The following is a 25,355-nucleotide window of genomic DNA, read 5'->3' on the forward strand; positions in this document are numbered from 1 at the left end:
ACTATATAAGATACTCCTTATTCAAAATAAATCTGACAACGTCAAAGTCATGATCCTTATATTCTGTGAACAGAGTTCCTATACTTTCTCCGTTCATTACCTTAACAATATTGTCCATATCCGCTCCGGATACTATGACCATATCCGAGTTGGAGTTGGTTGCTATCCTGGCGGCTGCGATCTTGGTCGTCATTCCGCCGGTTCCGTACTTGGAGCCTGCACCTTTACCCATATCCATTATATGGTCGTCTATACAGTTCACCTCTGGTATAAGCTTTGCATCAGGGTTATTGTGTGGATCATCAGTGTACAGACCGTCTATATCCGTGAGAAGTATCAGGAGATCTGCATGGATCATGGATGCAACTATGGCAGACAATGTATCATTGTCGCCAAATGCCACGCTGTCATCCAGCTCATCGATGGCAACCGTATCGTTCTCATTGACGATCGGTACGACACCGAGCTGAAGAAGCTCGTTGAATGTGTTGATGGCATTCTTTCTCCTCTCATCCGACGATATAACATCAAATGTTAGCAGAACCTGAGCTGCTGTGCTGTGATACTCTTGAAAAAGCTTCTGATATATCATCATTAGCTGTCCCTGTCCCACTGCAGCACACGCCTGTCTGAGCGAGGTCGTCTTAGGTCTTCTGGCAAGTCCCAGCGCCTGTACTCCGACTCCGATGGCTCCCGATGATACGAGGACCACATCCTTGTCCTGATTTCTCAGATCACATATGATGCGCACCAGCTTCTCAAGCTTTGTATAGTCAAGTCCACCCGTCTCCTCGTGAATAAGTGAAGATGAACCAATCTTTATTACTATCTTTTTCTTGTATTTCAAATACTCTCTATCCATTTATATTCTCCTGTGTACCGTCTGTTATTGCCTCATTGCTGAATCTGGATGCTATGGCCTCGGCCACCTTCATACCATCGACAGCGGCTGAGGTTATTCCCCCTGCATAGCCCGCGCCTTCCCCGCACGGGTATATACATGTCCCCTCACAGCGCAGCTCATCGCCTCGTATCATACGAACAGGTGATGAGGTTCTGGCCTCGATTCCTGAGAGAACTGCATCGTCAGATGAATATCCCGGCATCCTCTTATCAAAGGACACAACTCCTTCTATTATAGCATCCTTTATATACTCTGGCAAACAGCATTTGAGGCTTGTAAGCCTGCACTTACCCTTAATCTGAGGCTTAACACCGCCCAACTTTTCCGTAGGAATGTCCCTTCTGTAATCTCCGAAGAGCTGCACCGGAACAGCCCCCTGTCCGGCCTCGTATGCGGCCTTCTCCCATCTTCTCTGAAACTTCATTCCCGCAAGAGGATGATCTGACCCGTAATCCTCCGGGGTAACATTTACCACAATGGCGCTGTTGGAATTCTCACCATCCCTGCCGCTGTAGCTCATACCATTCACACACGTCTCACCGTGCTCGGATGATGCATTCACCACGTAACCTCCAGGGCACATACAGAATGAATATACAGCCCTGCCATTTGACGCCTGATGCGTCATCTTGTAGTCTGCCGCCGGCAGCAGCTTTGCATACGCCGGATCATCGCCATACTTCATGACATCTATATCTGCTCGCTTGTGTTCGATACGAAGTCCCATGGCAAATGGCTTTGGCTCCATCGGAACACCTTTTTTGTAAAGCATCTCCACAGTATCCCTTGAGCTGTGTCCAAGTGCCAGAACAAGGGCATTTGTCCTGTATTCCTTCTCACTGCCAACTGAAAGGTTCTTTATATGTACACACACCTCATCCTGTGTGATCTGATCATAACCGGTAAAAAGTGAATCAAAATGTACCTCTCCGCCAAGTCTCTTTATATCCTCACGCATATTCCTTACAATACCAGACAGCACATCAGTGCCCACATGTGGCTTATTTATATACATTATGGACGGATCTGCACCATACTCCACAAATGTCCGCATGACCTCAGTGCGTCTGCCCGAGCCATCCTTTATGACCGTATTCAGCTTGCCGTCCGAAAAGGTTCCTGCGCCGCCCTCTCCAAACTGTACATTACAATTTGGATCAAGTCCTTCCTCACCCTTCCAGAATCTCTCTATATGCTCCATTCTCCTGTCAACATCCATGCCGCGCTCAAAAACAACCGGTCTGTATCCGGCTCTGGCAAGATACAGTGCAGCAAATAAGCCACCCGGTCCTGTTCCTATCACCACAGGCCTATAGGTCATTTTGACATTTCCCGGCTCCGGAAATCTATATTGGGTAGCATTTGTTAACATAACATTATTATTGTGAAGTCTTTTCAATAATTTTTCCGGATTCGGAACATCCACATCTATGGATGCAATATATTTCACCTGGTTTCTCCGCCTGTCATCAAGAGACAGCTTGAAAAAAATATACTCAAACTCCTTATCTGTCTTCAGCGTCTTTTTAATAACACTTCTAACATCTGCCTCTGTAAATCCAAGCTGCAGTTTTACATTGTTAATTCTGATCATCTTTTATTCTCTTTCCTGCAGACTCCCCGGCTCTCATGCCGCTTATAACAGCCCACATTATATTATATCCACCACATTTGCCGGTCACATCGACATACTCTCCAGCGGCGTATAAACCTCTGTGTCCAGCAAGTTCCAGGTTATCTGCCCTGAGCTGCAATGTGTCAACTCCACCGCTTGCCGCCTGGCTGTCCTCATAGCTGCCGAATCCATCTATGTTGAATCTCATATGTTTGAGCATATCACATATGGATGTTATATCAGCCGCGTCAAGTCCGGCCGCTTCAGAAGCTTTGATACCAAGACTTTTTATAATATACCCGGCGATCTTCTCGTTGACAATACCATTGAGCATCGCCTCGACTCTCCGTCTGCCATTTACCTCGGCAAATCGTCTCATCCTGTCCGCCAGCATATCATCACTGATGTCCGGAACAAGTTCAAGTTCTATGTATGGCTTCTTGCCAGTCTCCATCAGGTCTATACACTGTATACTCATATTAAAAACCGCTATACCCGAAAGATATCCCGATGCAAACTGAACCTCGCCTCTCTCGTGGTCATACTCCTCGCCATCACACATTAGGCGGACAACAGCCTTTGCACGTACCCCTGACATATCAGATATATATTCATGGCATTTTAATTTACACAGAGCCGGATGCGGTTTCACAAACCGTACATTCAGATCATCCAGAAGTCTGTATACTCTATCAGATCCGCCAAGCTTTGGCGCAGCCGCACCTCCGGGTGCAAGTATCACCTGGGTCGTCCTATACCCGCCTTTGTCTGTGTCTACAATATATGTACCATCTTTTCCCTGTTTTATACTCAGGACTTCCTCCGATGTGCTGTTTTCTATACCAAGAATTTTGAGCCTGTCCGTCAGTGCCCACACTATGGTAGATGCCTGCAGCGATGCAGGATATATATATCCATTATCATCATAGCTGGAAACACCAAGACTTTCAAAAAAATCCATGACATCATTATGACTGTCCGTTGTTACGAACTGAAATGGGAAAAATTCATTTGCACTGGAATAGCACGACAGATCAAGCTTCGTATTTGCAATGTTACATTTGCCATTTCCCGTCGCATACAGCTTCTTTCCGAGTTTTTTGTTTTTATCTATAAGCTTTACCGAAGCCGATGGTGCTGTCTCTTTTGCTTTTATTGCGGCTGTCATCCCAGCCGGGCCACCGCCGATAACTATAATATCATAAATCATTCCGATACACCTTTCCCATAATCATTTATCATACGTTTTACAGGCTGTCAATAAACCTGTTCATGTCATCTATATCATTGAAATACACGTGCTTGTGGATCAGTTCTCTTATACGTTTGTCCAATGAATCCACTGTACAAGTCGTCTCCCTGCAAAGACTGCCAAATCTGTTGTACACCGCCACATGTCCATAATAAGTGCTCACATAGAAATTGCCATGTGGTGTTCCACCCTCAGCAGCAATCACGAGCCCTCCGTAAAGCTCCGGTTCACTCTCATTTGATATGGGTAATATATGCCCGCTATCCATACCGTCAAATTCTCTATACACACTTTTACTGTCTCCGGATCTGCACGCCGTACTCACCACGATCTCTCTAGTTATAAAAGATAACACAAATACCGCTATAATGATAACAAAAAAATACATAATTCTTTTAAACATTACCACACCTTCTCTTCATAACAAAAAACAGAAGACAGGATATTCCATCCCATCTTCTGTCCTTGTTAATATATGTGGTTTATGTCTGTATTATTCCCATACAACTCCGGCCTTATTGTCACTCTCAAATACTGTGACATATGTCTTGCCCGGATTGAGCTGAAGTTCTTTTCCATCTGCTGTTGAATACTTTGTCACGGAGTCATCGGTTGACTTTGTCCATGTGATAGGAACGATCTTTCCATCTGAAACATAGTATCCGTCTCCTGTGCCAACGAGATCGATCATCTGTCTGTCGTGATCATCAATGCTGGTGTAGTGAGCAAACTGTATGATGATATTCTTGAATGTGAGCTGCTTTCCTGTGAGGTCATCGATCTGCTTGTCACCATACTGGAATCTGTTATATACCTTATTCTTTGAATCATATTCAAACCAAGGCTGTGTGTAAACTGACATGTTGAGTGTGAGCTTGTTTACAGACTCGCCCTCAGGAACCGTATCTTCCTCATTGAACTCAAACTTGCTCTTGTATCCCTTGTTGTGGGTAGTTGAGCATCCAAGATAATCAAGACCAGCCTTGATCATATCGCTGTTTGTGTACACATTGTGTGGAGCCTCGCGGTCTGATGATCTGTAGAAAGATACAGATCCTTCTCCACCAAGTCCGCTTATATGATCTATTCCTGTCCTGTCAAGCTCCTCCTGTCCCTGTGGAGACTGACCATAATGCATGTATATAGCATCAAACTCCATGGCAGTTGTAACATAGTAAGGTCTGCAGCTTCTGATCGAACCGACCTTCTCAAGATTGTCATAGTCGTTGAATATTGCAAGCATTCTTGTTATTCCGCCCTCAACGACAAACTCATATAAAACATCAGCCTGGCCTATACCTGACTGAGGAATCGCATTCTCAATATTGTTGATCATTATAGCGATCGGTCTTCCGTACTCTTCCTTTCTGTCGGTGTTCCACTCGCCTGTAAGATCATTATATACTCCCTCATGGTAAGTCTCATCAACCGCTGTGGCAGACTTCATCATATCGGCCTGTGATACATCCACCTCTGCCTTAGCCTCCGTTGTAGTGACATTCTCCTCCGTTTTCTTCGAGCCGCATCCAAAAAGTGATAATCCCATCACAAGAGCGGTTGCCAGAACTAATCCCGTCTTAATTCTCCTCATAGTCTCTTGTATATCCTTTCATTGTAAGTATTTTTTCCTGCATCTCTTCCATGACCCTGCGCTCATCGTCCTCCATATGGTCATATCCTGACAAATGGAGCATGCTGTGGGCTACAAGAAAAGCCAGCTCTCTCGTCTTTGAGTGATTGTACTCAGTTGCCTGCTCATACACCTTATCAATAGATATAACGATATCTCCCAATAGCAGTTCATCTGTAGTAAGATCAAAGTAGTCACACCGGCTATCCTCGAGACCATCAAAGTTTCCAGGAATTGTATAATCAATCAGTGGAAATGACAGAACATCTGTCGCCCTGTCTATATTCCTCTGCTGGTTATTGATTTCATGTATGGAGTCATTGTCCGTGAGCAGCACGTTCACTTCGCAGGGATATGGACACCCAACGAATTCCAGCGAAGCCTGGACGATACTTGTTATGACATCCTCATAATTCTTAATATCAATATCTCCATACTCATTCTCAATATTAACTGACATATTATTTTCCTCTGTTTTTCTGAGCAGTTGTGGTTTTTCTAGGCTTTGCCTGTCTGCTCATCTTATCCTCATATTTTTCATACGCATTTACGATCTTCTGCACCAAAGGATGTCTCACAACATCAAGACTCGTCAGATGGCAAATGCTTATGTCATCAATATCCTTTAACACCTTGAGTGCAACATCAAGACCTGACTGCGCGTCGTGTGGAAGATCCTTCTGTGAAAGGTCTCCTGTTATTATGGCCTTTGAGCCAAATCCTATTCTGGTAAGGAACATCTTCATCTGGGCAGGAGTGGTATTCTGGGCCTCATCCAGCACAATATACGCATTATCAAGAGTTCTTCCTCTCATGTAGGCAAGAGGAGCAACCTCGATCAGTCCCTTTTCCATATTCTTCATAAATGCATCAGCACCCATTATCTCATACAATGCATCATAGAGCGGCCTAAGATAAGGATCAACCTTGCTCTGAAGGTCACCCGGAAGAAATCCCAGTTTCTCACCGGCCTCTATGGCCGGCCTTGTAAGTATGATCCTTCCAACCTCATTATTCTTAAATGCCGTTATGGCTTTTGCCATGGCAAGATAAGTCTTTCCTGTTCCGGCAGGTCCCACTCCGAATACTATCATGGACTTTTCTATTGAATTGACATATGATCTCTGTCCGACAGTCTTCGGTTTGATCGGCTTGCCGCTCATCGTGTGACAGATTATGTCCCTGTCAAGCTCAGCAAGACTCTCCTTAGCCTCCTGCGGGTGTTCATTGACTATCGATATAGTGTAGTCTACCTTCTGTTCATCGATGGACGAGCCACGATCTGCCATCTGGAAGAGCTGTTCTATAACCTGAATAGACTTCTTCACGCCTTCCTCGGAGCCGCTGACCTTAAGCTTGTCATCGCGAAGTATCATTGACACACTGTATTCTTTCTCAATCTTTTTTATATTGGCATCAAACTGTCCAAACACAGTCTGTATATAGTTTGATGCAACAGTTACGGATTCTGAATATTCGCTCAATACTTGTATCCCCTGTCATTATTATTTATCAGTCAGGCTCCACCTCTTCGCTCCCCGATGTATTGTTTACGTCAATATATCTCGGCACAGCAACCGGGAGTCTGATACTGATATCGCCTTCAGCCGAAGCCTCACCGCGTTCATTAGTAATAATAACATTTTTTCGGACAATTTGCACCCCTTTTTCTTGCATTTTGCCAATATAAACATGCAGATGCTGGTTAAGTCTGTCTTTCTGCTCCTTCTCCGTAAGCTTACGTGTATTTACTTTATAGAACACTTTTCGCTCTATATTCACGGATAACGGAAAATACATATCGCCGATATGCAGCCGTTTTTCCTCGGCGGAAAGGTCGTATGAGCCATCGGAGGCAGCAGTTTTATACGGAGTAAATACCCGGCGTCCAATTTTTATATCTACTTTGTTTACCTTCCTGTCTGTAGTCTCCTTTTCCTGGAGCTCACTCTCAACCACATCTCTGTACTCTACATCACAAAGACCATATATCTCTCCGGAAGCAGGTACAAACACCGTATCCACAACCTCACTGTCATCATTGTATATGTTAACTGTTCCCGATATAAGAGTATCCCCTTTTTTTACTTCATCTCCAACCGATGCAACAGGCGTCCCCGCCGATGCAACAAGGGAATAGATCGTACAATCCATTGTGGCCACGAGATCACACGGTCTGCCATCTTCCGGAACTGTAAATACATCCACGGACTCCTTGAGCGCAACTGTAAGCTTTGTCCCACTGATGCTGCAGGATGCCCAGCATATCTCCCCAAGATTATCCGTCAGCATGTCTGTCAGTTCACTCAGATCAATACTCTTTTTTCTATGTCCATAGCACGGATACTCCATCTCGATAAGATCTGCAATTTCCTCACTTGTATAATCCTCACATCCGTCAATTTCTATGTACCATACATACCCTGATTCCCAGTATACAAACAGCAAAAATAATAAAACTCCGAGTAATATCGAGATCCTCTTCCTATTGCCCAGCAAACCGGTTCTCAAAGTCTTCTTCTCAGCTATTCGGATATCTATCATACATTTGTCCGCTATCTCTTCAAGTCTTTTTCTGTCATCGGAGTATATGCAGAAGTTTTCTGCCTTGCCATTCCATTTACTGTCATTCTGTATACTGCCATTCTTTTTTCTGTTCTTCTTTACATCCCTCTCGCACCATGTACGTATTCCTTTATGGCTGCATATATTCATCAGGCGCAGAGCTGCGCGGCTGTCACAGCTCACATAGCACACACCTCTTATTTCCCTTCTAATATTCATGCAGTCACACTGTCAGCCAATCTACACTGTTTATCGAACCGCATATTTTCACTTCATAGGATGCGTAGTAAGCGATCTGTAATCTTTCCCCATATATATTCAATATCCCTTTCCGGGTCTTAACAGACACTCTCTCGTCGTCAGAGTAGATCACATGTCTGAAATTCTCTATCACCAGCTCATCATTGTTGAACATGGTGAGTCTGGAGGTCGTTCCCGCCGAGTCCGGACACCAGCACGGAGGTTCAAATGCTATAACTTTTTTCGCTCTGTCTTTCATGAATACCACCATAACGCTTTTGGAACATTATATGAATACACATAAAAAAAGAGTACCGAATAAACTCGGTACTCTTAGAAATCAATTTAAAATCAAATATATATACTATGATTTATTTGTACTTGCGCTTTCTAGCTGCCTCTGACTTCTTCTTACGCTTTACACTAGGCTTTTCGTAATGCTCTCTCTTACGAATCTCCTGCTGAATACCAGCCTTCGCACAATTTCTCTTAAATCTGCGAAGAGCGCTATCTAAGTTTTCGTTCTCTTTAACTATTACACTTGACATTCTCTCACCTGACCTCCCTCCAGTTGTAAAATTATGCTACCAAATAACAACTGATTGGGTATTTTTAAGCACAAAATGTATTATATACATAAAATTCCTAATCGTCAACAGGAAAATGACAAATTAATAAAATATCTGTCACGAAACCTTAAGCTATCTGATTCTGAGCCTCTGTAACCGCATGGGCAAGAGCTGCCTCGATTCCGTCAGGATTCTTTCCACCGGCCTGAGCCATGTTAGGACGACCACCGCCGCCACCACCTACAAGGCCAGCCACAGCCTTGATGATATTACCGGCATGGGCTCCCTTAGCAACTGCGCCGTCTGTAGCCATGGCAATGAGATTTACCTTGCCATCCTTTGCAGATGCAAGAACAACAACGCTGTCACCAAGCTTGCTCTTGAAATCATCTCCGAGGTTTCTCAGTGAATTCATATCTGTATCCGGGATAGCCGCTGTCAGGATCTTGATTCCGTCCTTGTCTATAGCACTTGAAAGAACGTCTCCAGCTGCCTCCTTTGCCATCTTATCCTTGAGCTTCTTATTCTCATTCGTAAGTTCCTTAACCTCTGCAAGAAGCTGTTCTATTCTCGATGCCACACCATAGATATCAGTCTTAGCTGCCTTTGCAGCATCCATGAGCTCCTGCTCTACATTTCTGTAGTAATCAAGTGCTCCGACAGATGTAAGTGCCTCGATACGTCTTGTACCTGCGGCCACACCGGCCTCTGATATGATCTTGAATGTTTTTATAGCTCCTGTGCTGGCAACATGTGTACCACCGCAGAGCTCCTTTGAGAAGTCTCCCATTGATACCACACGGACCTTCTCACCATACTTCTCACCAAACAGAGCCATGGCTCCGGTCTCCTTAGCCTCATCTACAGACATTACATCCGTGCATACAGGTATATCGAGCTGGATCTGCTCATTTACAATATCCTCAACCTTCTTGATCTCTTCCTTAGTCATCGCCTGATCATGTGAGAAGTCAAATCTCAGTCTTCCCGGCTCAACGAGTGAACCTGCCTGCTCTACATGATCTCCGAGAACCATCTTGAGTGCTCTCTGAAGAAGATGTGTTGCGGAATGGTTGTTACATATGAGTGCTCTGTTCTCAGCATCAACTGTGAGTTCTGCCTCATCACCAACATTGAGTTCACCTGACTCAACATAACCGATATGTGCGATCTTGCCGCCTACAACCTTGACAGTATCCTCAACAACGAATGTACCGTTCTCTGTCTTGATGATTCCCTTATCACCGATCTGACCACCCATGGTAGCGTAGAAAGGTGTCTCAGGAACTATAACTGAAGCCTGTGCTCCCTCAGATACAGTATCTGCAAGAACTGACTTCTTATCATCACCCTCACCAACCTCTGTTGTGATGGCTGATATAGTTGACTTGTATGTCAGCTTGTCATATCCGACAAACTCAGATGTCATGTCAACAGGAAGCTGCTCATATACGGTTGCGTCTGCACCCATGTATGTTGTGGTCTTTCTGGCCTTTCTTGCAGTCTCCTTCTGGATATTCATGCACTCGGTGAATCTGTCCTCATCAACCTCGATCCCCTCCTCCTCGAGGATCTCCTTTGTGAGATCAAGAGGGAATCCATAGGTGTCATAGAGCTTGAATGCCTTGTCACCTGAGAGAACCTTCTCACCTGCAGCCTTAGTCTCGTCTATATAATCCTTGAGGATCGCAAGACCTGTATCTATGGTCTTATTGAAGCTCTCCTCTTCCTTGTCTATCTTATTGAAGATATATTCCTTCTTCTCACTGAGCTCAGGATATGCATCCTCTGACACCTCGATAACTGTCTTTGCAAGCTCTGACAGGAACTTGCCCTTGATGCCGAGAAGTCTTCCGTGTCTTGCAGCACGTCTGAGAAGACGTCTAAGAACATAACCACGGCCCTCGTTCGATGGAACGATACCATCTGATGTCATGAATGTAACTGAACGGATATGATCAGTTATAAGTCTGATCGATACATCCTTCTCATGATCTGTCTCATATTCCACGCCTGCCATCTCACATACCTTGTCGCGGAGAGCCTTGATCGTATCAACATCAAATATAGAATCAACATCCTGAACAACAACTGCGAGTCTCTCAAGACCCATACCTGTATCTATGTTCTTCTGCTCAAGCTCTGTGTAGTTGTTGTGTCCGTCATTGTTGAACTGTGTAAATACGTTGTTCCAAACCTCCATGTATCTGTCACAGTCACAGCCTACAGTACAGCCAGGCTTACCGCAGCCATACTTCTCGCCTCTGTCATAGTAAACCTCTGAACAAGGACCACAAGGACCAGCTCCGTGCTCCCAGAAGTTGTCCTCCTTGCCGAATCTGAATATACGGTCAGCATCGACACCAATCTCCTTATTCCATATATCAAATGCCTCATCGTCATCCTGATAAACCGATGGATAGAGTCTGTTCTTGTCAAGTCCTACAACCTCTGTGAGGAACTCCCATGTCCATGATATAGCCTCATGCTTGAAATAATCGCCAAATGAGAAATTACCCAGCATCTCAAAGAATGTACCATGACGGGCTGTCTTACCTACATTCTCGATATCTCCTGTTCTGATACACTTCTGACATGTTGTCACACGTCTTCTAGGTGGTACCTCCTGACCTGTAAAGTAAGGCTTAAGTGGTGCCATACCTGAATTGATCAGCAGTAAGCTGTTGTCATTGTGTGGAATAAGTGAAAAGCTCTTCATTCTAAGATGACCCTTGCTCTCCATGAATTCCAGGAACATTTTTCTCAGTTCGTTCACGCCATAATTTTGCATTGTCTAATATCCTCCACTCTATCTTCTGTCAGCCAGTTCTTCTGTAATATCTTTCCAGCTGATTCCTCTCTCTACCATCAGACACATGAGATGATAAAGGAAGTCAGATATTTCATATTTTATATCCTCTGAATCAGGATTCTTGGCAGCTATGACTATCTCCGTAGCTCCCTCACCGACCTTCTTCAGGATCTTGTCAATACCCTTGCCGAACAGATAATTGGTATAAGAATCATCTCCTGGCTGATCCTTTCTGTCGCGTATGGTATTGTATACCTCCTCGAATACCTTCATAGGATTGGTATCATTGTACTCCTTTCTCACCAGATCTGTAAAGAAACAAGTACGGCTGCCTGTATGACACGCAGCTCCTATCTGTGACACCTTGGCAAGTATGGTGTCCTTGTCACAGTCTATCGTAAGAGACTTGACAAACTGATAATGACCGGATGTATCACCCTTGGTCCACAGCTCATTGCGGCTGCGGCTCCAGTATGTCATGCGTCCTGTTCTGATGGTCTTCTCATACGACTCCTTGTTCATATAAGCGACCATGAGCACTTCACCGGTCTTATAGTGCTGTGTAACACATGGAATAAGTCCATCCGAATTGAGTTTGAACGCCTCAAAAGGCATGGACGATTCAAACAGATCCACATCTATATTTGCCTCACGGCAATGCTGTTTAATCTCCATTATATCCATCTTCTGGAGATTGTACAGAGAAATTGATTCAGCATTTGTCTCATTGAGCATCTCTGCCACAGCTTCCCCGTTAGTGGAATAGGTAGAAACTATAACAGGAAGTGCAACATTTTCTCTTATGGATTTTACTATATCCAGATATTCCGGCACCATGTTGTTGTGAAGCAGCAGAAGTTCTCCCGCTCCAAGCGTCTTCAGTTTTCTGGCATATCCGACAGGATCATCACACTCACTAAGATCTATAGTACAGATTATTCGCTCTGAACCAAATCTGTCAGAAGCCTCAGTGACAAGCTCCGGCGTGTTCAGCGCCGCAGATTTCATACATACCTTGGATGCACCTGCATACAGAAGCTTCTTGACATCTTCAAGCTCCCTCACACCGCCACAGGCAATAAGTGGAATATCAACACTGTCACATATCTGTCTTATAATGGCAACATTGGGTTCTCTGCCATCTTTTGTTGCCTTGCTGTCAAAATAAGCTATCTCATCAGCTCCGGCATCATTGTAATATTTTGCCATCTCGACCGCATTGTTCAGATCCAGACATGGAATTATCTTTTTGCAGATCATATCATTATCCATAGTGAACCAGCACCTCCTTAAAGTGTGCCCTTGGTAGAAAGCACCTTTCCGTTTAATCTTCTGTCATAAGTTGTCGCCTCATCAAGAGCCTTCGCAAATGCCTTGAATGCGGCCTCTATGATGTGGTGATCGTTCTCCCCTGAGAACTGCTTAATATTGAGATTCATCTCAGCAGCGTATGATACTGCATAGAAGAATTCCTTGACCATCTGTGTGTCGAAGTATCCAACCCTCTCTGTGCGGAGGTTCAGATCATAGACAAGATATGGTCTTCCCGACAGATCTATGGCACACATTACGAGAGTCTCGTCCATCGGCAGGAAGAAATTGCCAAATCTCTTGATGGCCTTCTTGTCTCCAAGAGCCTCCTTGATGGCCTTGCCCAGCACAATTCCCACATCCTCAATGGTGTGGTGACAATCCACATACAGATCTCCCTTGACTGTAACGTTGAGATCAAAGAAACCATGCTTCGCAAAACTTGTGAGCATGTGGTCAAAGAAACCGATTCCTGTGTCGATCTTTGACTGTCCTTTTCCATCTATATTAAACTCGAGGGTTATGTCTGTCTCGTTTGTCGTTCTTGTACATTTGGCGATTCTAGCTGCTTTCTCTGCCATATCCCTGTCTCCTTCCCATATTCTATATCATTATGTCTTATTTTTCAAATCTTACTGCTATTGAATTAGCATGTGCTGTGAGCTGCTCAGCCTTGGCAAATGCCTCAATGTCAGTGTGAACTGCCTCAAGTGCCTCTCTTGAATAGTAGATTATGCTGGATTTCTTGATGAAATCGTCTACTGAAAGCGGTGAGAAGAACTTTGCTGTACCGTTTGTTGGAAGTACATGGTTAGGGCCTGCAAAGTAATCTCCAAGAGGCTCTGATGAGTATTCTCCGATAAATATAGCTCCAGCATTCTTCACTCTTGTCATCACGTCAAATGGATTGGCTGTGACGATCTCGAGATGCTCTGATGCAATGTCGTTGACAGCATCTATGGCATCGCTCATGTTGTCTGCAAGAAGAATATATCCATAATTGTCTATAGACTTTCTCATTATCTCTTTTCTTGAAAGCTCATCGATGAACTTGTCAACCTGAACTGATACCTTCTCGGCAAGCTCCTCTGATGTGGTCACAAGTATGGCTGATGCCATCTCGTCATGCTCTGCCTGTGACAGCAGATCTGCAGCCACGTATCTAGAATTGGCAGTCTCATCGGCAAGTACCATTACCTCTGATGGGCCGGCTATGGAATCTATGCTGACATGTCCGTATACGGCACGCTTTGCAAGAGCGACAAATATGTTTCCAGGGCCAACTATCTTGTCAACCTTAGGTACTGACTCTGTTCCGTATGCAAGGGCAGCTATGGCCTGCGCGCCGCCTGCCTTGTATATCTCATCCACTCCTGCTTCCTTTGCTGCAACGAGTGTTGTGGCGTACACCTCACCCTCAGCATTACATGGAGTTGTCATGACTATCTTCTCAACGCCTGCAACCTTTGCCGGCATAACATTCATCAGAACTGATGAAGGGTAAACAGCCTTTCCACCCGGAACATAGACACCTACAGATGCAAGTGCTGTAACCTTCTGTCCGAGAAGAGTTCCATTTGGCTTGGAGTCAAACCAGCTATACTGCTTCTGCTTCTCATGGTACTCCCAAATGTTCTTCTTGGCTTTTCTGATAACGTCAAGGAGCTCAGGGCTGACCTGTGTATATGCGTAGTCTATCTCTTTCTGTGTAACCTTGACATTTTCTGCTGTTATATCTGCCTTGTCGAACTTCTTTGTGTATGAGAAGAGTGCGGCATCGCCGTTATCTCTCACATCGTCAACTATTTCCTGTACAGTCTCTGCATAGTTATCGAAATTACTTGGACTTCTCTTCAGAAGATTCTTCAGAAGATCCTTCTTTGTCTCTGCATTAAGCTTTACGATTCTCATCTCTGTTATGCCTCCGTGTGATTATCAATTTGTTATATTATAGGTCGTCGTGCGTGAGCGCGATGACCTGCGCATGGCTCACTTGCGCTCATTATATCATCTATATATGCTACTTGTTCTCTTCCTTTATAAGTCTGTTGAGATCTTCCAACAGCTTGTGTATCCTCTCATTCTCCATCTTGAGACTTACCTGGTTCACAACCATGCGGGCTGAGAGTGGACAAATTTCCTCAAGCACCTCAAGTCCGTTCTCCCTGAGTGTGCTTCCTGTCTCAACTATATCTACGATCACCTCTGAAAGTCCAACTATAGGAGCGAGCTCCACTGAACCATTGAGCTTGATTATCTCAACTGTCTGGTGCTTACGGTTGTTGAAGTAATCCTTTGCGATCACCGGATACTTACTTGCAACTCTTATGATCTCATTCTTCTTGAGAAGCTCTCTGGCAGATGCCGGTCCGCATACACACATGCGGCACTTTCCGAAACCGAGATCCATGACCTCATACAGGTTTCTTCCCTCCTCAAGTATTGTGTCCTTACCTACAACGCCTATATCGGCCGCACCATATTCTACGTAAGTAGGAACATCTGTGGCCTTTGACAGGAAGAACTTCATCTTAAGCTCCTCGTTCACAAATATAAGCTTTCTTGTGTCGGGATCCTTCATCTCCTCACATGTTATACCTATCTGTTCAAGCAGCGCAAGTGTCTTTTTTGCAAGTCGCCCCTTAGCAAGGGCAAATGTTAAATATCTCATCTCTCCATAACCTTTCATCTAATTCAATCTATTCTCAATCAAGCCGTAAAAGTTTCTTCTATAAATTGCCATCCCACTTGGAGTGTGATCGGCTTATCAGATCGTATGCCACCGCATCGCCTGACTGTTCAAAATATATAAGGCCTGAGAAATGCTCTCTACCCGCATACTCGATATAGTCATCAACCGATTTCTTCTGTGACTTTCTTATGAGCTCTATCTTGCGTCCCTCACTTCTGAGCTTCATACCGGCCTTGATAGCCTTGCCCTGATTCTCTATATCATAGAGGATGATCGTGTTTGAATAATCCACATCTATGTCTATATTCTGTCTGTTCATGGCCATTATGAGCTCCTCAACAGTGAAGGCAAAACCGATAGACGGTGCATCCTTTCCAAACTGCTTGAGAAGATTATTGTAACGGCCGCCCTTGACAACAGCATCACCGGTTCCATAAGTATATCCGCGGAATATGATTCCTGTATAATAGTTGTATCCGTCAAGCATACCGAGATCAAAGCTTATGTGATCCTGATATCCGTAGCACTCAAGGGCTGCATATACTCTTCTGAGCCTCTTCACAGCCTCAAGTGATGTCTCATTTGACACATATCCCTCAGCCTTGTCAAGCATGGATATTCCGCCGAACAGAGAATCAAATGCAACAAATGCTTTCTTAAGAGAGTCACTTATATCAAGTGCATCCACATACTCCTCAAGTCCGAAAAAGTTCTTGATATGGATGTACTCTTTTATCTGATCCTCCTCGTCCTCACTGATACCAGATTCAGCAACCAGACCCTTGAAGTAGTCTATCTGGCCTATCTCTATCTGGAAATCACTGATCCCGATCTCGTTGAAGCAGTCTATCACAGTTGCGATTATCTCAGCGTCAGCAGCGGATGAATCATCATTTACAAGCTCGGCACCGATCTGTGTGACCTCCTTGAGTTTTCCCTGAAGCTTGAGTGTGTTTGTATAGGTATTGCCTGTATAGCAGAGTCTGACAGGAAGCTCCTCATCTGCATAATATTTTGCAACACATCTCGCTATTGAAGGTGTTATATCCGGCCTGAGCACCAAAGTATTGTTGTCCCTGTCAAAGAACTTGTACATCTCATTGGAAGGTGCTGAACCCTTATCCCTGTTAAATATATCAAAAAACTCAAATGTAGGTGTCTCTATATCGTGATAGCTGTATAACTCCAGAATATGATGGAGTTCATGCATAACCTTTCTCTTCTTCTTACATTCTACATCGTAGGTGTCTCTCACTCCATCCGGGGTCTGTAACAGTTTGTCCTGCATAATCATATCTCCTTGTCAATTAAACTTTGCCATGCTTCACGTTCTTTTTTTGCTTTATCGCATTAAAGTGGTAATTTGCTACTTTGGTAGCATGTCAACGTGCACATTATATTAAAGCGGATTGTATTTGTCAACCTCTATCATCAAGATCCCTGCTTAGAGGTTCAAGATAATGTACCAATGCACCACCCTTGGCTCTTATAAAGAAATTGGGATCAAGTTCATTGTACTTGAAGTTGTTGGCATGCCCATTCTGGACTCTCTCAAGATACCCCTTAAGCTCCTCGAATCTCATATAATACAGTTCATTTCGTCCGGAGAACATTATGATAAGAAAGCTTACACCGTTCTGTCTCTCGAAATCCTCCATGAACCTTATCTGATGCTCATGAATGTTACGCATTGTAAATGTATCAGTGGCACATTCCTTTGCATCGAAACATACCGGAACTCCCTGGACAACACCTATATAGTCGACGGTTGAATCCTTCTCGAAATACGCCAGGGTGATCTGGCTGCTGTCCTTGTCAATCTTTATCGGCGTGATAGGTGTCGGGATCTTCTGGACCAGCGCGAGGTTCTTCTGTCTGTAATATTCATTTGTGTTGTTTATCATATCCTCCAGTGTGGAGCCACGAAGCCCTCGCGAATTCCATGTAGCCATCTATTCAAACAAATCCTTTTCTATTCTTTTATACATATCAGGCTTGAATGCTGAGAAGCTCTTGCCCGTCAGATAATCCAGTCCACCGACAACATCGGTAAACTCCACCTCGCCGCAGTGCAGAATCTGGTTTCTAAGCTTGTATGTCTGTCTGAAATGTATGTTTGTCTCCCTGTCACCATACTTCTGGTCACCGATCACCGGATACCCCATGTGCTGGAGCTGTGCCCTTATCTGGTGAGTCTTACCCGTTATGAGCTTTACCTTAAGCTCTGTATATTTTCCATTTGTTCTGACCGGCTGGAATATGGTGTGGATCTTATCATAGCCCAAGTCCCCGGCAGCCCTGCGTATCTCCTCCACGCTGTCACGTATTGTCACAGTGTTCTTCTTATCATCCTTCACGAGATATGCCATAATATCCTGCGTCTCTGTCATATTTCCCTTGACTATGGTGTAGTAATATTTGTCTATGCGTCTCTCCCTTATGATCCTCGAAAGCTCCTGACTTCCCATAAGTGACACTCCACACAGAACAAGGCCGGAGGTATTCCTGTCCAGCCTGTTGCATACAGAAGGCTTGAAGGTTCTGAGCTGAGTCTCAGTTATATACTCATTGTCAAGCAGATAATCGATGACACTCTCATTGATCGAGTAATCGTCCTTCGATGCCTTCTGTGACAATACACCCGCCGGCTTATTGACTATAAGTATGTTGTGGTCGTGATATATGATCTCCGGTTTAAACCTGTTTCCACCTGTGGAAGCACCGGCTCTCACGCTGTCATCCCTGAATGATTCTATGGTCTCATCCGACAGATAGAGCTGTATCACATCTCCAACATACACGATCTCATTTCCAACCGCCTTGCCGTTATTAAGTTTTATGTTTTTCTTTCTTATCATCCTGTAGACGAAGCTTGAAGGAGCCTTGTTAAGGTACTTCATGACCAGCTTGTTAAGCCTCTGGCCGGCTTCGTTCTTTGAAATAACTATCTCTCTCATTTTTGTCTATATTCCCAGCTCATATAATCTGTTTCTGATCTTCTCATCGGCACCGACAAATTCATCTGAAGGTGCTTTGATCTTCTCGGCCTTTGCCACAAAACCATCAATGTCTGTGGCTATGATCACAACATATTTTTTCTGGTCTGCCAGAGCCTCTGTAATGATCTTCTTGAGCGCTGCCTCATCAGGTATCTTTTTGCCATATCCACCATTGTAGTAAAACAGCATTCTGCCATCTCTTATGACCGCAGCAGGGAAATACACTATTCCCTCGTACCTGCTTATCGACACATCATATACAAGTGACAGATCTCCAAAGTATGATAACTTCTCAAGTTTAGCGTACTCATCCTTCGTGAGTTCCTTGAACCCTGCACACATTATGTATGCCACAAGCTGTTTTGCAAGCGGCAGGGCGACGAGTATCGGTATGACTATAAATACAGTCTTTCTTGTGTCAAACATAGCCACAGTAAAGAATACTCCGGCTATAACAAACAATCCAAGTACAATGATACTTATAAGAACATTTCTCTTATGCCTGTTCATGTATCCGTGTTGTCCTTTTTCCATATCATCCTCCATTTATCTCTGGTCTGGCTGTAGAGCTATGTCCGCCTGCAGCCCATATATCTACTTCATAAATCTGATCAGCAAACTGTGAGGCAGGTACTTGCTCACAAGTCTGAACGCCTTCATAAGCGGCGAATACACCGATATATCGCTCATATAATACGCGTCAAACAGTGCCTTTTTTACAACCTTCACAGGATCTGCTCTTAGAATCATCTTATACGGCTTGGACTTTGTGTACTTCTGCGCAACATCGAAGAACTCTGTCTTGACAGGTCCCGGGCAGACAGCCGTAACAGTTATCCCCTTTTCCTCAAGCTCTCTGTTAAGTGCTCTTGAAAAGCTCAGCACCATTGATTTGGATGCCGCATATATAGCAAATGATGGCTGAGGCAGAAAAGCTGCAGATGAAGCAAGATTGATTATATTTGAAGGGCCTGACATATATGGCAGAGATATATGTGTTATGGCAGCCAGCGCCCTGCAGTTGAGATTCAACATTCCAGTCACGTCGTCCACTGTCATATTCTCAAAATGGCCTGCTATTCCGTATCCAGCTGCATTTACAAGTACTCTTATTGATGGAGCCTGTCTCTCAAGAAGATTTCTGTAGAACTTGATATCAGTCTCATCGGTTAGGTCAAGCGCAAGTATCCTTACAAGCTTTCCACTTACCGCGTTTATCTCGGTCTTAACCTCAGCAAGCCTGTCTTTTCTCCTTGCTATAAGCCATATCTCGTCGATTGTCCTGTATCGCTGTGCTATCTGAAGTGCAAATTCTCTTCCAATCCCTGAAGATGCTCCTGTGATTATCGCTACCTTTCTCATGACATCATCCTCCATCCCGATAAATATTTGTTTTTTAATACTCCTCTGTTGTTCTTGGCCCACCCGAGCGGATATCCATCCACGCAGACAAGCACATACCCATTCTCTATATCCTGATCATCTTCCAGCTCGACGGTCTCTCCCTTTAAATACTTTATGACCCTTATGTCATCCGCCAAAAAACTCACAACATTGTCAAACTGATCTGACTTGAGATACATCGCAAGTGACTGACTCGGTTCAAATCTGTTCTTCTTGACCTCACCGAGGAACAGTCCATGCCTCAAAAGCCTGAGTCCCTTAACATCAGGCATTCCCTCTGATATATAATAAAGTCTTCCATTATTTTCCTCTATCCTGTCTGTCTTTATACCCGCAGACTCAGATACATGCTTTATAAATGCGATGAAATCCTCATCCGGCCTGTACGACTTGAACGAGTATGTTGAGTTTCCTCTATATGAGTCATCCTGATCCTTTTCAAACAGAGCTATGAAATGACCTTCGCCCTTCACGTGATGAGGCCACAGTCTTGAACATTTCACAAGCTCAGGATTGCCGGTCTCTCCCCAGGCCGGATTGCCGTCATCAAATTTCTCATATTTAGGAAAATCCACAAGATGCATACTGTCATCTATCGACAGCAGATACTCCACCGACCTCTCATCCTCCTCGGGGGAAAATGTACATGTGGAATAAAGCAGCTTTCCGCCCGGTTTCAACATCTTGCACGCTTCATTTAATATTCCTCTCTGCAGTCCGGCAAAAAGTTCAGTTCCGTTGTTCTCCCATGCAGTCATCATCGATGAAGATTTTCTGAACATGCCCTCTCCGGAACACGGTGCATCTATAAGTATCTTATCGAATGTACCCTCAAATGCCTTTGACAGATTATTTGGAGGTTCACTTACCACACACATGTTTCCTATTCCGAAAAGTTCCAGGTTCTTCAGAAGCGCCTTGGCTCTCGAGTTGCTTATATCATTGGATATAAGTATTCCCGTGCCATTAAGCTTTGCCGCAAGCTCGGTGGATTTGCCTCCCGGTGCCGCGCATATATCTAGTACCACATCTCCATCCTCTATATCCAGAACGCTGGCAGGTGTCATGGCACTTGGCTCCTGTATATAATAGAGCCCCGCATAATAGTATGGATGCTTGGACGGCGTATACTTCCTGTGATCATAGTAAAAACCATTCTTAGTCCACGGCACAGGCTCCAGCTCGAAAGGACTTATCTTAAGAAAGTCCTCCACGGATATCTTGGATGTATTCACCCTGATTCCATGATACATATCACTGTCAAAACACTTTATATAATCCTCGTATTCATCGCCAAGCTGTATTCTGATCCTCTCGTCAAACGCCTTTGGTAAAGCCATAACAAACTCCTTTATCTTACGCTCTGGGCCTTGTAACCCTCAGCTATTATGTCAAGCTGCTTTGCAAAATTCTCAAGCAGCTCCATATCATCCTTCTTATATATAGAATAAAACTCATCCTGAATCTTCTGGATCTCTCTTGGATTTCCCACCTTGTACAGATTCTGGATGTTAACAATGATCTCCGAAACTATATTCGCCTTGATATTGAACGAATTCTGTGCATCCATGATCTCTCCGCGGACATATGACATCTCCCTGTCAAGTGCAACGGTGGCATCCGCAGCGTTCTTGAGCTTCGCCCTTATATCCTCTGGAATTCCCTTCCTGTACTTGTACTGCAATGAATGTTCTATGGTTGCCCAGAAGTTCATCGCCATTGTCCTTATCTGGATCTCCGCCTGTATGGTGGTGCATCCATTTACCGTATATACATCGTAATCAAGTATGATGTGATAGCTCTGATAGCCGCTGGCCTTGGCATTTGCTATATAATCCTTCTCCTCACGTATCCTCATGTCCTGTCTGCCACGTATAATCTCAACCACCTTGCTGATATCCTCGGTGAACTGGCACATGATCCTGATTCCGGCTATGTCATCCATCTCCTCAACGATCCGGTCCATAGGAATATTCTTCTTCTGAAGCTTATCGATAATACTGGAGACCGTTTTCACCCTTCCGGTCACACTCTCTATAGGTGAGTACTTTCCCATACTCTTGTACTGCATTATTATGTGGTTGAACTTCACGAGAAGCTCATCAACCGCCTGCTCGTAAGGAGACAGTATCTCCTTCCAAAGCTGAATCTCCATATAAAATAACTCCTCCCAATACAAATACTACTGTGACACTCTTGTGCTCAGGAATGTATACTCCTTCTGTCCTTTCTCATAATCCGGATACTCAGACACAAGCTGTCCCGCTATCTCATAAGCCTTATTGTAATCCTCGTTCTTCTCATAATATGTTATCTCAAGCATCAGGAGCTCTTTTCTGTATATCTTGTCTCCACTGTCAAGTCCATTTGTAATATATGCGATCGCAGACTCCATATCACCGTTATTCAGATAATATGAACCGTACATGGCATATACATACGAGTTGAATCCAAATGTCTGGACATATTTTTCATAGCTCTCAAACATCTTATCGGACTCATCAGTAACTGCGTAGCATGTTCCTATGTACATATAAAGCTCCGGATATGTCTCCGCCTGCTTCAGAAGCACATCGAGAGCACCGCCATAATTTCCCTGTGAGAAATCACTGAGCGCAGTTGCCAGTTCCTTCAGATCTTTTACATTTGATCCGGTAAATGAATCCTGTATCAATTCGTTGTATGTATTTGCGGCCTCTGTGTACTGCGCGCTCTTGAGATATGCATCAGCCAGATACAGCTTTATATTCTGATCCTTTTTCTTTGAGAACAACTGATTCTCTGCCAAGGCATTGTCAAATGAATCTATTGCCTCCTGATACGAACCTGACTTGTAATATTTTACGCCCTGATCGTAAAGTTCATCCTTCTGTGACACTATTGCCGATATAGCGTATGAGATCAGCAATACAGCCACACACGCAAGTATCACCAATGCAAAAATTAGTTTATAGTTGATCTTTCTTCTCTCTTTAAATATGCTGCGTTTACGTCTAGACATATGTTATCTCCTTTGAATCACAGTATTTTTATTACACGGCATAGCTACCGCAGTTTATACATCATTTTATATTAGCACAATCCAACAAATATATAAAGTAAAAAAGCGGCTTTGCTGATTTTCATCAGCAAAACCGCTCTCAATTCTTCTATAAATACAATATCTGACGCCGACAGGTCTGGCAGATTAGTGATGGAATAATCTGATTCCTGTAAATACCATGACCATATCGTACTTGTCAGCACACTCGATAACAAGATCGTCACGAACTGATCCGCCAGGCTGTGCAATGTACTTGACACCGCTCTTGTGAGCTCTCTCTATATTGTCTGAGAATGGGAAGAATGCATCTGATCCAAGGACAACATCTGTGTTCTGCGCAAGCCATGCCTTCTTCTGCTCTGCTGTGAACACCTCAGGCTTAACCTTGAATCTCTTCTGCCACTCGCCTTCCTTAAGAACGTCCTCATACTCATCACCCATGTATACGTCGATGGCATTGTCTCTGTCGGCTCTTCCAAGTCCGTCAACAAACTGAAGTCCCATAACCTGTGGTGACTGACGAAGGAACCAGTTGTCTGCCTTCTGTCCTGCAAGTCTTGTACAGTGGATTCTTGACTGCTGTCCGGCTCCGATACCTATAGCCTGTCCGCCCTTTACATAGCATACTGAGTTTGACTGTGTATACTTGAGTGTGATGAGCGCGATCTTCATATCGATCTCAGCCTGCTCTGGAAGATCCTTGTTCTTTGTAACAAAGTTTGACAGAAGATCCTTGTCGATCTTGAGCTCATTTCTTCCCTGCTCAAATGTAACACCGTATACCTGCTTTCTCTCGATCTCAGCAGGAACATAGTTCTCATCTATCTGGATGATGTTGTAATTTCCCTTCTTCTTTGCAAGAAGAAGTTCCATAGCCTCATCTGTGTATCCAGGAGCGATAACACCATCTGATACCTCTCTCTTGATAAGGCGTGCTGTGTCTGCGTCACATACATCTGAAAGTGCGATGAAATCGCCGAATGATGACATTCTGTCAGCACCTCTTGCTCTTGCATATGCGCATGCAAGTGGTGAGAGCTCTCCGAGATCATCTACCCAGTAGATCTTTGCAAGTGTATCTGTAAGTGGAAGTCCAACTGCAGCGCCTGCTGGTGAAACATGCTTGAATGATGTTGCTGCTGGAAGTCCTGTTGCCGCCTTGAGTTCCTTTACGAGCTGCCATCCGTTAAATGCATCAAGGAAGTTGATGTATCCAGGCTTGCCGTTTAAAACCTTAACAGGAAGATCACTGCCATCCTCCATATATATTCTTGATGGCTTCTGATTTGGATTACAACCGTACTTTAACTGAATCTCGTTCATGATCAAATATCTCCTTTATTCTTTAATTACTTATTCTTGTTCACGATCTTTGTCTCATACTCACCTGTTGCGATGTCAATATATCTGACGAACAGTGACACCTTGTTGTCCTCATTGAGGCTGTTCCATACCTTGTCTGTGAACTCATCGATATCACCGGATATCTTAACCCACTTTGGCTCACCCTCGAAGCTTGGGAGCGGATTGCCATCATGCATATATGTGTGAATGAAATGTCCCTCACCGGCTACAGGGTTCTCGTATGAGAATGTGTATCTGTTATTTGCAGCAGGGTTGCCGTTGTTGCTCTTAAGTATGGACATTGAATAGTCGAACACACCATTCTTTATGTGCATAACACCTGAGATTCTAGGTGTGTAGTTAGGGCCGTCAGGCTCAAACTGTCTGCTTCTGAGTGACTGCTCAAATGTGAGCTCATCGTCAAGTCCGTCATATATAGTGTCTGTCTGATCGCCATTTGTAACTATAGTCTTGTTGCCAAGAACTCTTACAGGTGCATAGATGATAAGGCTTGGATCCTCAAGCTTTGATGGATCAAACGCCTCTGTTCTGATTCCTTCGCCCTCTGTCACAAATACTCTGTTACGGCTGTTTGAGCTTCTTCCCATGATGAAATAAGCTGTCACTGCCTTCTTACCATCCTCGGACACACCGATAACGATTCCGCGTCCTGGATATGCATTTTCGCTAAGTTCCTTCTCAAGTGATAACATTTCCATTTTCTGTTGTACCTCCATGTGTTTTCTCGTACCTGTGAGCTGATGTTATGCTGCAAAGCATCCTAAAAAAGAAAGCCGGCCACCTGCGCACACAAATACATGTCTTGATATATTTGCTTGCCCAGGCGGTCGGCTTGTCTTAACAGTACACTCCCTGTAGGTAATTCCTACCAGCCATCGGCTGTCTCCGCCAGTCGTGTACCAACATGTTTTTATAATATAGTAAATCCTTCCTTATTGCAAGCACATTGTAAAT

At 44.1% G+C, this 25,355-nt stretch carries 25 protein-coding genes and 1 riboswitch; all 25 genes read right to left on the reverse strand.

What is annotated here, in order from left to right:
- Position 1 precedes the first annotated feature (1 nt).
- The 25 genes from proB to GT575_RS07260 all read right to left on the reverse strand — a co-directional run bounded on the left by proB (position 2) and on the right by GT575_RS07260 (position 25,099).
- A complete protein-coding gene (gene proB, locus GT575_RS07140; RefSeq protein WP_055222626.1) occupies positions 2–862 on the reverse strand; it encodes a glutamate 5-kinase in 861 nt (286 codons plus the stop codon).
- A complete protein-coding gene (locus GT575_RS07145) occupies positions 855–2,498 on the reverse strand; it encodes an NAD(P)/FAD-dependent oxidoreductase (protein WP_055222624.1) in 1,644 nt (547 codons plus the stop codon). The genes proB and GT575_RS07145 overlap by 8 nt, the downstream gene beginning before the upstream one ends.
- A complete protein-coding gene (locus GT575_RS07150) occupies positions 2,485–3,729 on the reverse strand; it encodes an aminoacetone oxidase family FAD-binding enzyme (RefSeq protein ID WP_055222622.1) in 1,245 nt (414 codons plus the stop codon). Before GT575_RS07150 ends, GT575_RS07145 begins: the two co-directional genes overlap by 14 nt.
- Positions 3,730–3,766: 37 nt before the next feature.
- Complete coding sequence (locus GT575_RS07155; RefSeq protein WP_055222620.1) at positions 3,767–4,174, reverse strand: hypothetical protein; 408 nt, start codon at positions 4,172–4,174, stop codon at positions 3,767–3,769.
- Positions 4,175–4,264: 90 nt separating this feature from the next.
- On the reverse strand, positions 4,265–5,362 hold the full coding sequence (locus GT575_RS07160) for a DUF3048 domain-containing protein (RefSeq protein ID WP_015534912.1): 1,098 nt from the start codon (positions 5,360–5,362) through the stop codon (positions 4,265–4,267).
- Positions 5,349–5,861, reverse strand: coding sequence for an rRNA maturation RNase YbeY (ybeY, locus tag GT575_RS07165; RefSeq protein ID WP_015534911.1), 513 nt, complete (start codon positions 5,859–5,861; stop codon positions 5,349–5,351). Before ybeY ends, GT575_RS07160 begins: the two co-directional genes overlap by 14 nt.
- A 1-nt stretch (position 5,862) precedes the next feature.
- Positions 5,863–6,885 carry a PhoH family protein gene (locus GT575_RS07170; protein WP_161171788.1) on the reverse strand — a complete coding sequence of 341 codons (1,023 nt, stop codon included), beginning with the start codon at positions 6,883–6,885 and terminating at the stop codon, positions 5,863–5,865.
- A gap of 28 nt (positions 6,886–6,913) precedes the next feature.
- Positions 6,914–8,185 (reverse strand): sporulation protein YqfD, encoded by a 1,272-nt coding sequence (locus GT575_RS07175; protein ID WP_161171789.1) that lies wholly within the window; start codon positions 8,183–8,185, stop codon positions 6,914–6,916.
- Between the two features lie 4 nt (positions 8,186–8,189).
- Positions 8,190–8,465: a YabP/YqfC family sporulation protein gene (locus GT575_RS07180; protein WP_015534910.1), complete on the reverse strand. Its 276-nt coding sequence runs from the start codon at positions 8,463–8,465 to the stop codon at positions 8,190–8,192.
- 112 nt (positions 8,466–8,577) lie between these two features.
- Entirely contained in the window at positions 8,578–8,754 is a 177-nt protein-coding gene (rpsU, locus tag GT575_RS07185; protein ID WP_004851031.1) for a 30S ribosomal protein S21, read from the reverse strand.
- Between the two features lie 148 nt (positions 8,755–8,902).
- Entirely contained in the window at positions 8,903–11,566 is a 2,664-nt protein-coding gene (gene alaS, locus GT575_RS07190; protein WP_161171790.1) for an alanine--tRNA ligase, read from the reverse strand.
- An 18-nt stretch (positions 11,567–11,584) separates the two neighbouring features.
- Positions 11,585–12,859, reverse strand: a complete 1,275-nt coding sequence (hisIE, locus tag GT575_RS07195; RefSeq protein ID WP_015534908.1) for a bifunctional phosphoribosyl-AMP cyclohydrolase/phosphoribosyl-ATP diphosphatase HisIE — start codon at positions 12,857–12,859, stop codon at positions 11,585–11,587.
- 17 nt (positions 12,860–12,876) lie between these two features.
- Positions 12,877–13,479 carry an imidazoleglycerol-phosphate dehydratase HisB gene (gene hisB / locus GT575_RS07200; protein ID WP_015534907.1) on the reverse strand — a complete coding sequence of 201 codons (603 nt, stop codon included), beginning with the start codon at positions 13,477–13,479 and terminating at the stop codon, positions 12,877–12,879.
- Between the two features lie 37 nt (positions 13,480–13,516).
- Positions 13,517–14,809, reverse strand: coding sequence for a histidinol dehydrogenase (gene hisD / locus GT575_RS07205; RefSeq protein WP_161171791.1), 1,293 nt, complete (start codon positions 14,807–14,809; stop codon positions 13,517–13,519).
- A gap of 109 nt (positions 14,810–14,918) precedes the next feature.
- Positions 14,919–15,569 (reverse strand): ATP phosphoribosyltransferase, encoded by a 651-nt coding sequence (gene hisG, locus GT575_RS07210; RefSeq protein ID WP_022216493.1) that lies wholly within the window; start codon positions 15,567–15,569, stop codon positions 14,919–14,921.
- A 58-nt stretch (positions 15,570–15,627) separates the two neighbouring features.
- Positions 15,628–16,878 carry an ATP phosphoribosyltransferase regulatory subunit gene (gene hisZ, locus GT575_RS07215; RefSeq protein ID WP_022216494.1) on the reverse strand — a complete coding sequence of 417 codons (1,251 nt, stop codon included), beginning with the start codon at positions 16,876–16,878 and terminating at the stop codon, positions 15,628–15,630.
- Positions 16,879–17,008: 130 nt separating this feature from the next.
- On the reverse strand, positions 17,009–17,542 hold the full coding sequence (locus GT575_RS07220) for a Holliday junction resolvase RecU (protein ID WP_022216495.1): 534 nt from the start codon (positions 17,540–17,542) through the stop codon (positions 17,009–17,011).
- Positions 17,543–18,547, reverse strand: coding sequence for an RluA family pseudouridine synthase (locus tag GT575_RS07225; RefSeq protein WP_161171792.1), 1,005 nt, complete (start codon positions 18,545–18,547; stop codon positions 17,543–17,545).
- A 6-nt stretch (positions 18,548–18,553) separates the two neighbouring features.
- Positions 18,554–19,123: a hypothetical protein gene (locus GT575_RS07230; RefSeq protein ID WP_161171793.1), complete on the reverse strand. Its 570-nt coding sequence runs from the start codon at positions 19,121–19,123 to the stop codon at positions 18,554–18,556.
- A gap of 60 nt (positions 19,124–19,183) precedes the next feature.
- Positions 19,184–19,951 (reverse strand): SDR family NAD(P)-dependent oxidoreductase, encoded by a 768-nt coding sequence (locus GT575_RS07235; protein WP_015534903.1) that lies wholly within the window; start codon positions 19,949–19,951, stop codon positions 19,184–19,186.
- The gene (locus tag GT575_RS07240; protein ID WP_161171794.1) at positions 19,948–21,333 is read right to left on the reverse strand and encodes an RsmF rRNA methyltransferase first C-terminal domain-containing protein; all 1,386 of its coding nucleotides are present in this window, start codon (positions 21,331–21,333) and stop codon (positions 19,948–19,950) included. The genes GT575_RS07235 and GT575_RS07240 overlap by 4 nt, the downstream gene beginning before the upstream one ends.
- A gap of 11 nt (positions 21,334–21,344) precedes the next feature.
- On the reverse strand, positions 21,345–22,148 hold the full coding sequence (locus tag GT575_RS07245; RefSeq protein ID WP_022216499.1) for a GTP pyrophosphokinase: 804 nt from the start codon (positions 22,146–22,148) through the stop codon (positions 21,345–21,347).
- Positions 22,149–22,175: 27 nt separating this feature from the next.
- Complete coding sequence (locus tag GT575_RS07250) at positions 22,176–22,994, reverse strand: tetratricopeptide repeat protein (RefSeq protein WP_161171795.1); 819 nt, start codon at positions 22,992–22,994, stop codon at positions 22,176–22,178.
- 186 nt (positions 22,995–23,180) lie between these two features.
- Positions 23,181–24,359, reverse strand: a complete 1,179-nt coding sequence (locus GT575_RS07255; RefSeq protein WP_015534899.1) for a phosphoribosylaminoimidazolecarboxamide formyltransferase — start codon at positions 24,357–24,359, stop codon at positions 23,181–23,183.
- A 26-nt stretch (positions 24,360–24,385) separates the two neighbouring features.
- Positions 24,386–25,099, reverse strand: coding sequence for an IMP cyclohydrolase (locus GT575_RS07260; RefSeq protein WP_022216500.1), 714 nt, complete (start codon positions 25,097–25,099; stop codon positions 24,386–24,388).
- Between the two features lie 112 nt (positions 25,100–25,211).
- A riboswitch (ZMP/ZTP riboswitch) is annotated at positions 25,212–25,307 on the reverse strand.
- Positions 25,308–25,355: the final 48 nt, after the last annotated feature.

Source organism: Coprococcus sp. BIOML-A2, from assembly GCF_009875795.1.
Lineage (GTDB): Bacteria > Bacillota > Clostridia > Lachnospirales > Lachnospiraceae > Coprococcus > Coprococcus aceti.

What these genes read in the sequence shown, in the direction of transcription:
- proB (WP_055222626.1), bottom strand. Translation starts at nt 862, where the DNA reads ATGGATAGAGAGTATTTGAAATACAAGAAAAAGATAGTAATAAAGATT.
- GT575_RS07145 (WP_055222624.1), bottom strand. Translation starts at nt 2,498, where the DNA reads ATGATCAGAATTAACAATGTAAAACTGCAGCTTGGATTTACAGAGGCA.
- GT575_RS07150 (WP_055222622.1), bottom strand. Translation starts at nt 3,729, where the DNA reads ATGATTTATGATATTATAGTTATCGGCGGTGGCCCGGCTGGGATGACA.
- GT575_RS07155 (WP_055222620.1), bottom strand. Translation starts at nt 4,174, where the DNA reads ATGTTTAAAAGAATTATGTATTTTTTTGTTATCATTATAGCGGTATTT.
- GT575_RS07160 (WP_015534912.1), bottom strand. Translation starts at nt 5,362, where the DNA reads ATGAGGAGAATTAAGACGGGATTAGTTCTGGCAACCGCTCTTGTGATG.
- ybeY (WP_015534911.1), bottom strand. Translation starts at nt 5,861, where the DNA reads ATGTCAGTTAATATTGAGAATGAGTATGGAGATATTGATATTAAGAAT.
- GT575_RS07175 (WP_161171789.1), bottom strand. Translation starts at nt 8,185, where the DNA reads ATGAATATTAGAAGGGAAATAAGAGGTGTGTGCTATGTGAGCTGTGAC.
- GT575_RS07180 (WP_015534910.1), bottom strand. Translation starts at nt 8,465, where the DNA reads ATGAAAGACAGAGCGAAAAAAGTTATAGCATTTGAACCTCCGTGCTGG.
- rpsU (WP_004851031.1), bottom strand. Translation starts at nt 8,754, where the DNA reads ATGTCAAGTGTAATAGTTAAAGAGAACGAAAACTTAGATAGCGCTCTT.
- alaS (WP_161171790.1), bottom strand. Translation starts at nt 11,566, where the DNA reads ATGCAAAATTATGGCGTGAACGAACTGAGAAAAATGTTCCTGGAATTC.
- hisIE (WP_015534908.1), bottom strand. Translation starts at nt 12,859, where the DNA reads ATGGATAATGATATGATCTGCAAAAAGATAATTCCATGTCTGGATCTG.
- hisB (WP_015534907.1), bottom strand. Translation starts at nt 13,479, where the DNA reads ATGGCAGAGAAAGCAGCTAGAATCGCCAAATGTACAAGAACGACAAAC.
- hisD (WP_161171791.1), bottom strand. Translation starts at nt 14,809, where the DNA reads ATGAGAATCGTAAAGCTTAATGCAGAGACAAAGAAGGATCTTCTGAAG.
- hisG (WP_022216493.1), bottom strand. Translation starts at nt 15,569, where the DNA reads ATGAGATATTTAACATTTGCCCTTGCTAAGGGGCGACTTGCAAAAAAG.
- hisZ (WP_022216494.1), bottom strand. Translation starts at nt 16,878, where the DNA reads ATGCAGGACAAACTGTTACAGACCCCGGATGGAGTGAGAGACACCTAC.
- GT575_RS07220 (WP_022216495.1), bottom strand. Translation starts at nt 17,542, where the DNA reads ATGGCTACATGGAATTCGCGAGGGCTTCGTGGCTCCACACTGGAGGAT.
- GT575_RS07225 (WP_161171792.1), bottom strand. Translation starts at nt 18,547, where the DNA reads ATGAGAGAGATAGTTATTTCAAAGAACGAAGCCGGCCAGAGGCTTAAC.
- GT575_RS07230 (WP_161171793.1), bottom strand. Translation starts at nt 19,123, where the DNA reads ATGGAAAAAGGACAACACGGATACATGAACAGGCATAAGAGAAATGTT.
- GT575_RS07235 (WP_015534903.1), bottom strand. Translation starts at nt 19,951, where the DNA reads ATGAGAAAGGTAGCGATAATCACAGGAGCATCTTCAGGGATTGGAAGA.
- GT575_RS07240 (WP_161171794.1), bottom strand. Translation starts at nt 21,333, where the DNA reads ATGGCTTTACCAAAGGCGTTTGACGAGAGGATCAGAATACAGCTTGGC.
- GT575_RS07245 (WP_022216499.1), bottom strand. Translation starts at nt 22,148, where the DNA reads ATGGAGATTCAGCTTTGGAAGGAGATACTGTCTCCTTACGAGCAGGCG.
- GT575_RS07250 (WP_161171795.1), bottom strand. Translation starts at nt 22,994, where the DNA reads ATGTCTAGACGTAAACGCAGCATATTTAAAGAGAGAAGAAAGATCAAC.
- GT575_RS07255 (WP_015534899.1), bottom strand. Translation starts at nt 24,359, where the DNA reads ATGAACGAGATTCAGTTAAAGTACGGTTGTAATCCAAATCAGAAGCCA.
- GT575_RS07260 (WP_022216500.1), bottom strand. Translation starts at nt 25,099, where the DNA reads ATGGAAATGTTATCACTTGAGAAGGAACTTAGCGAAAATGCATATCCA.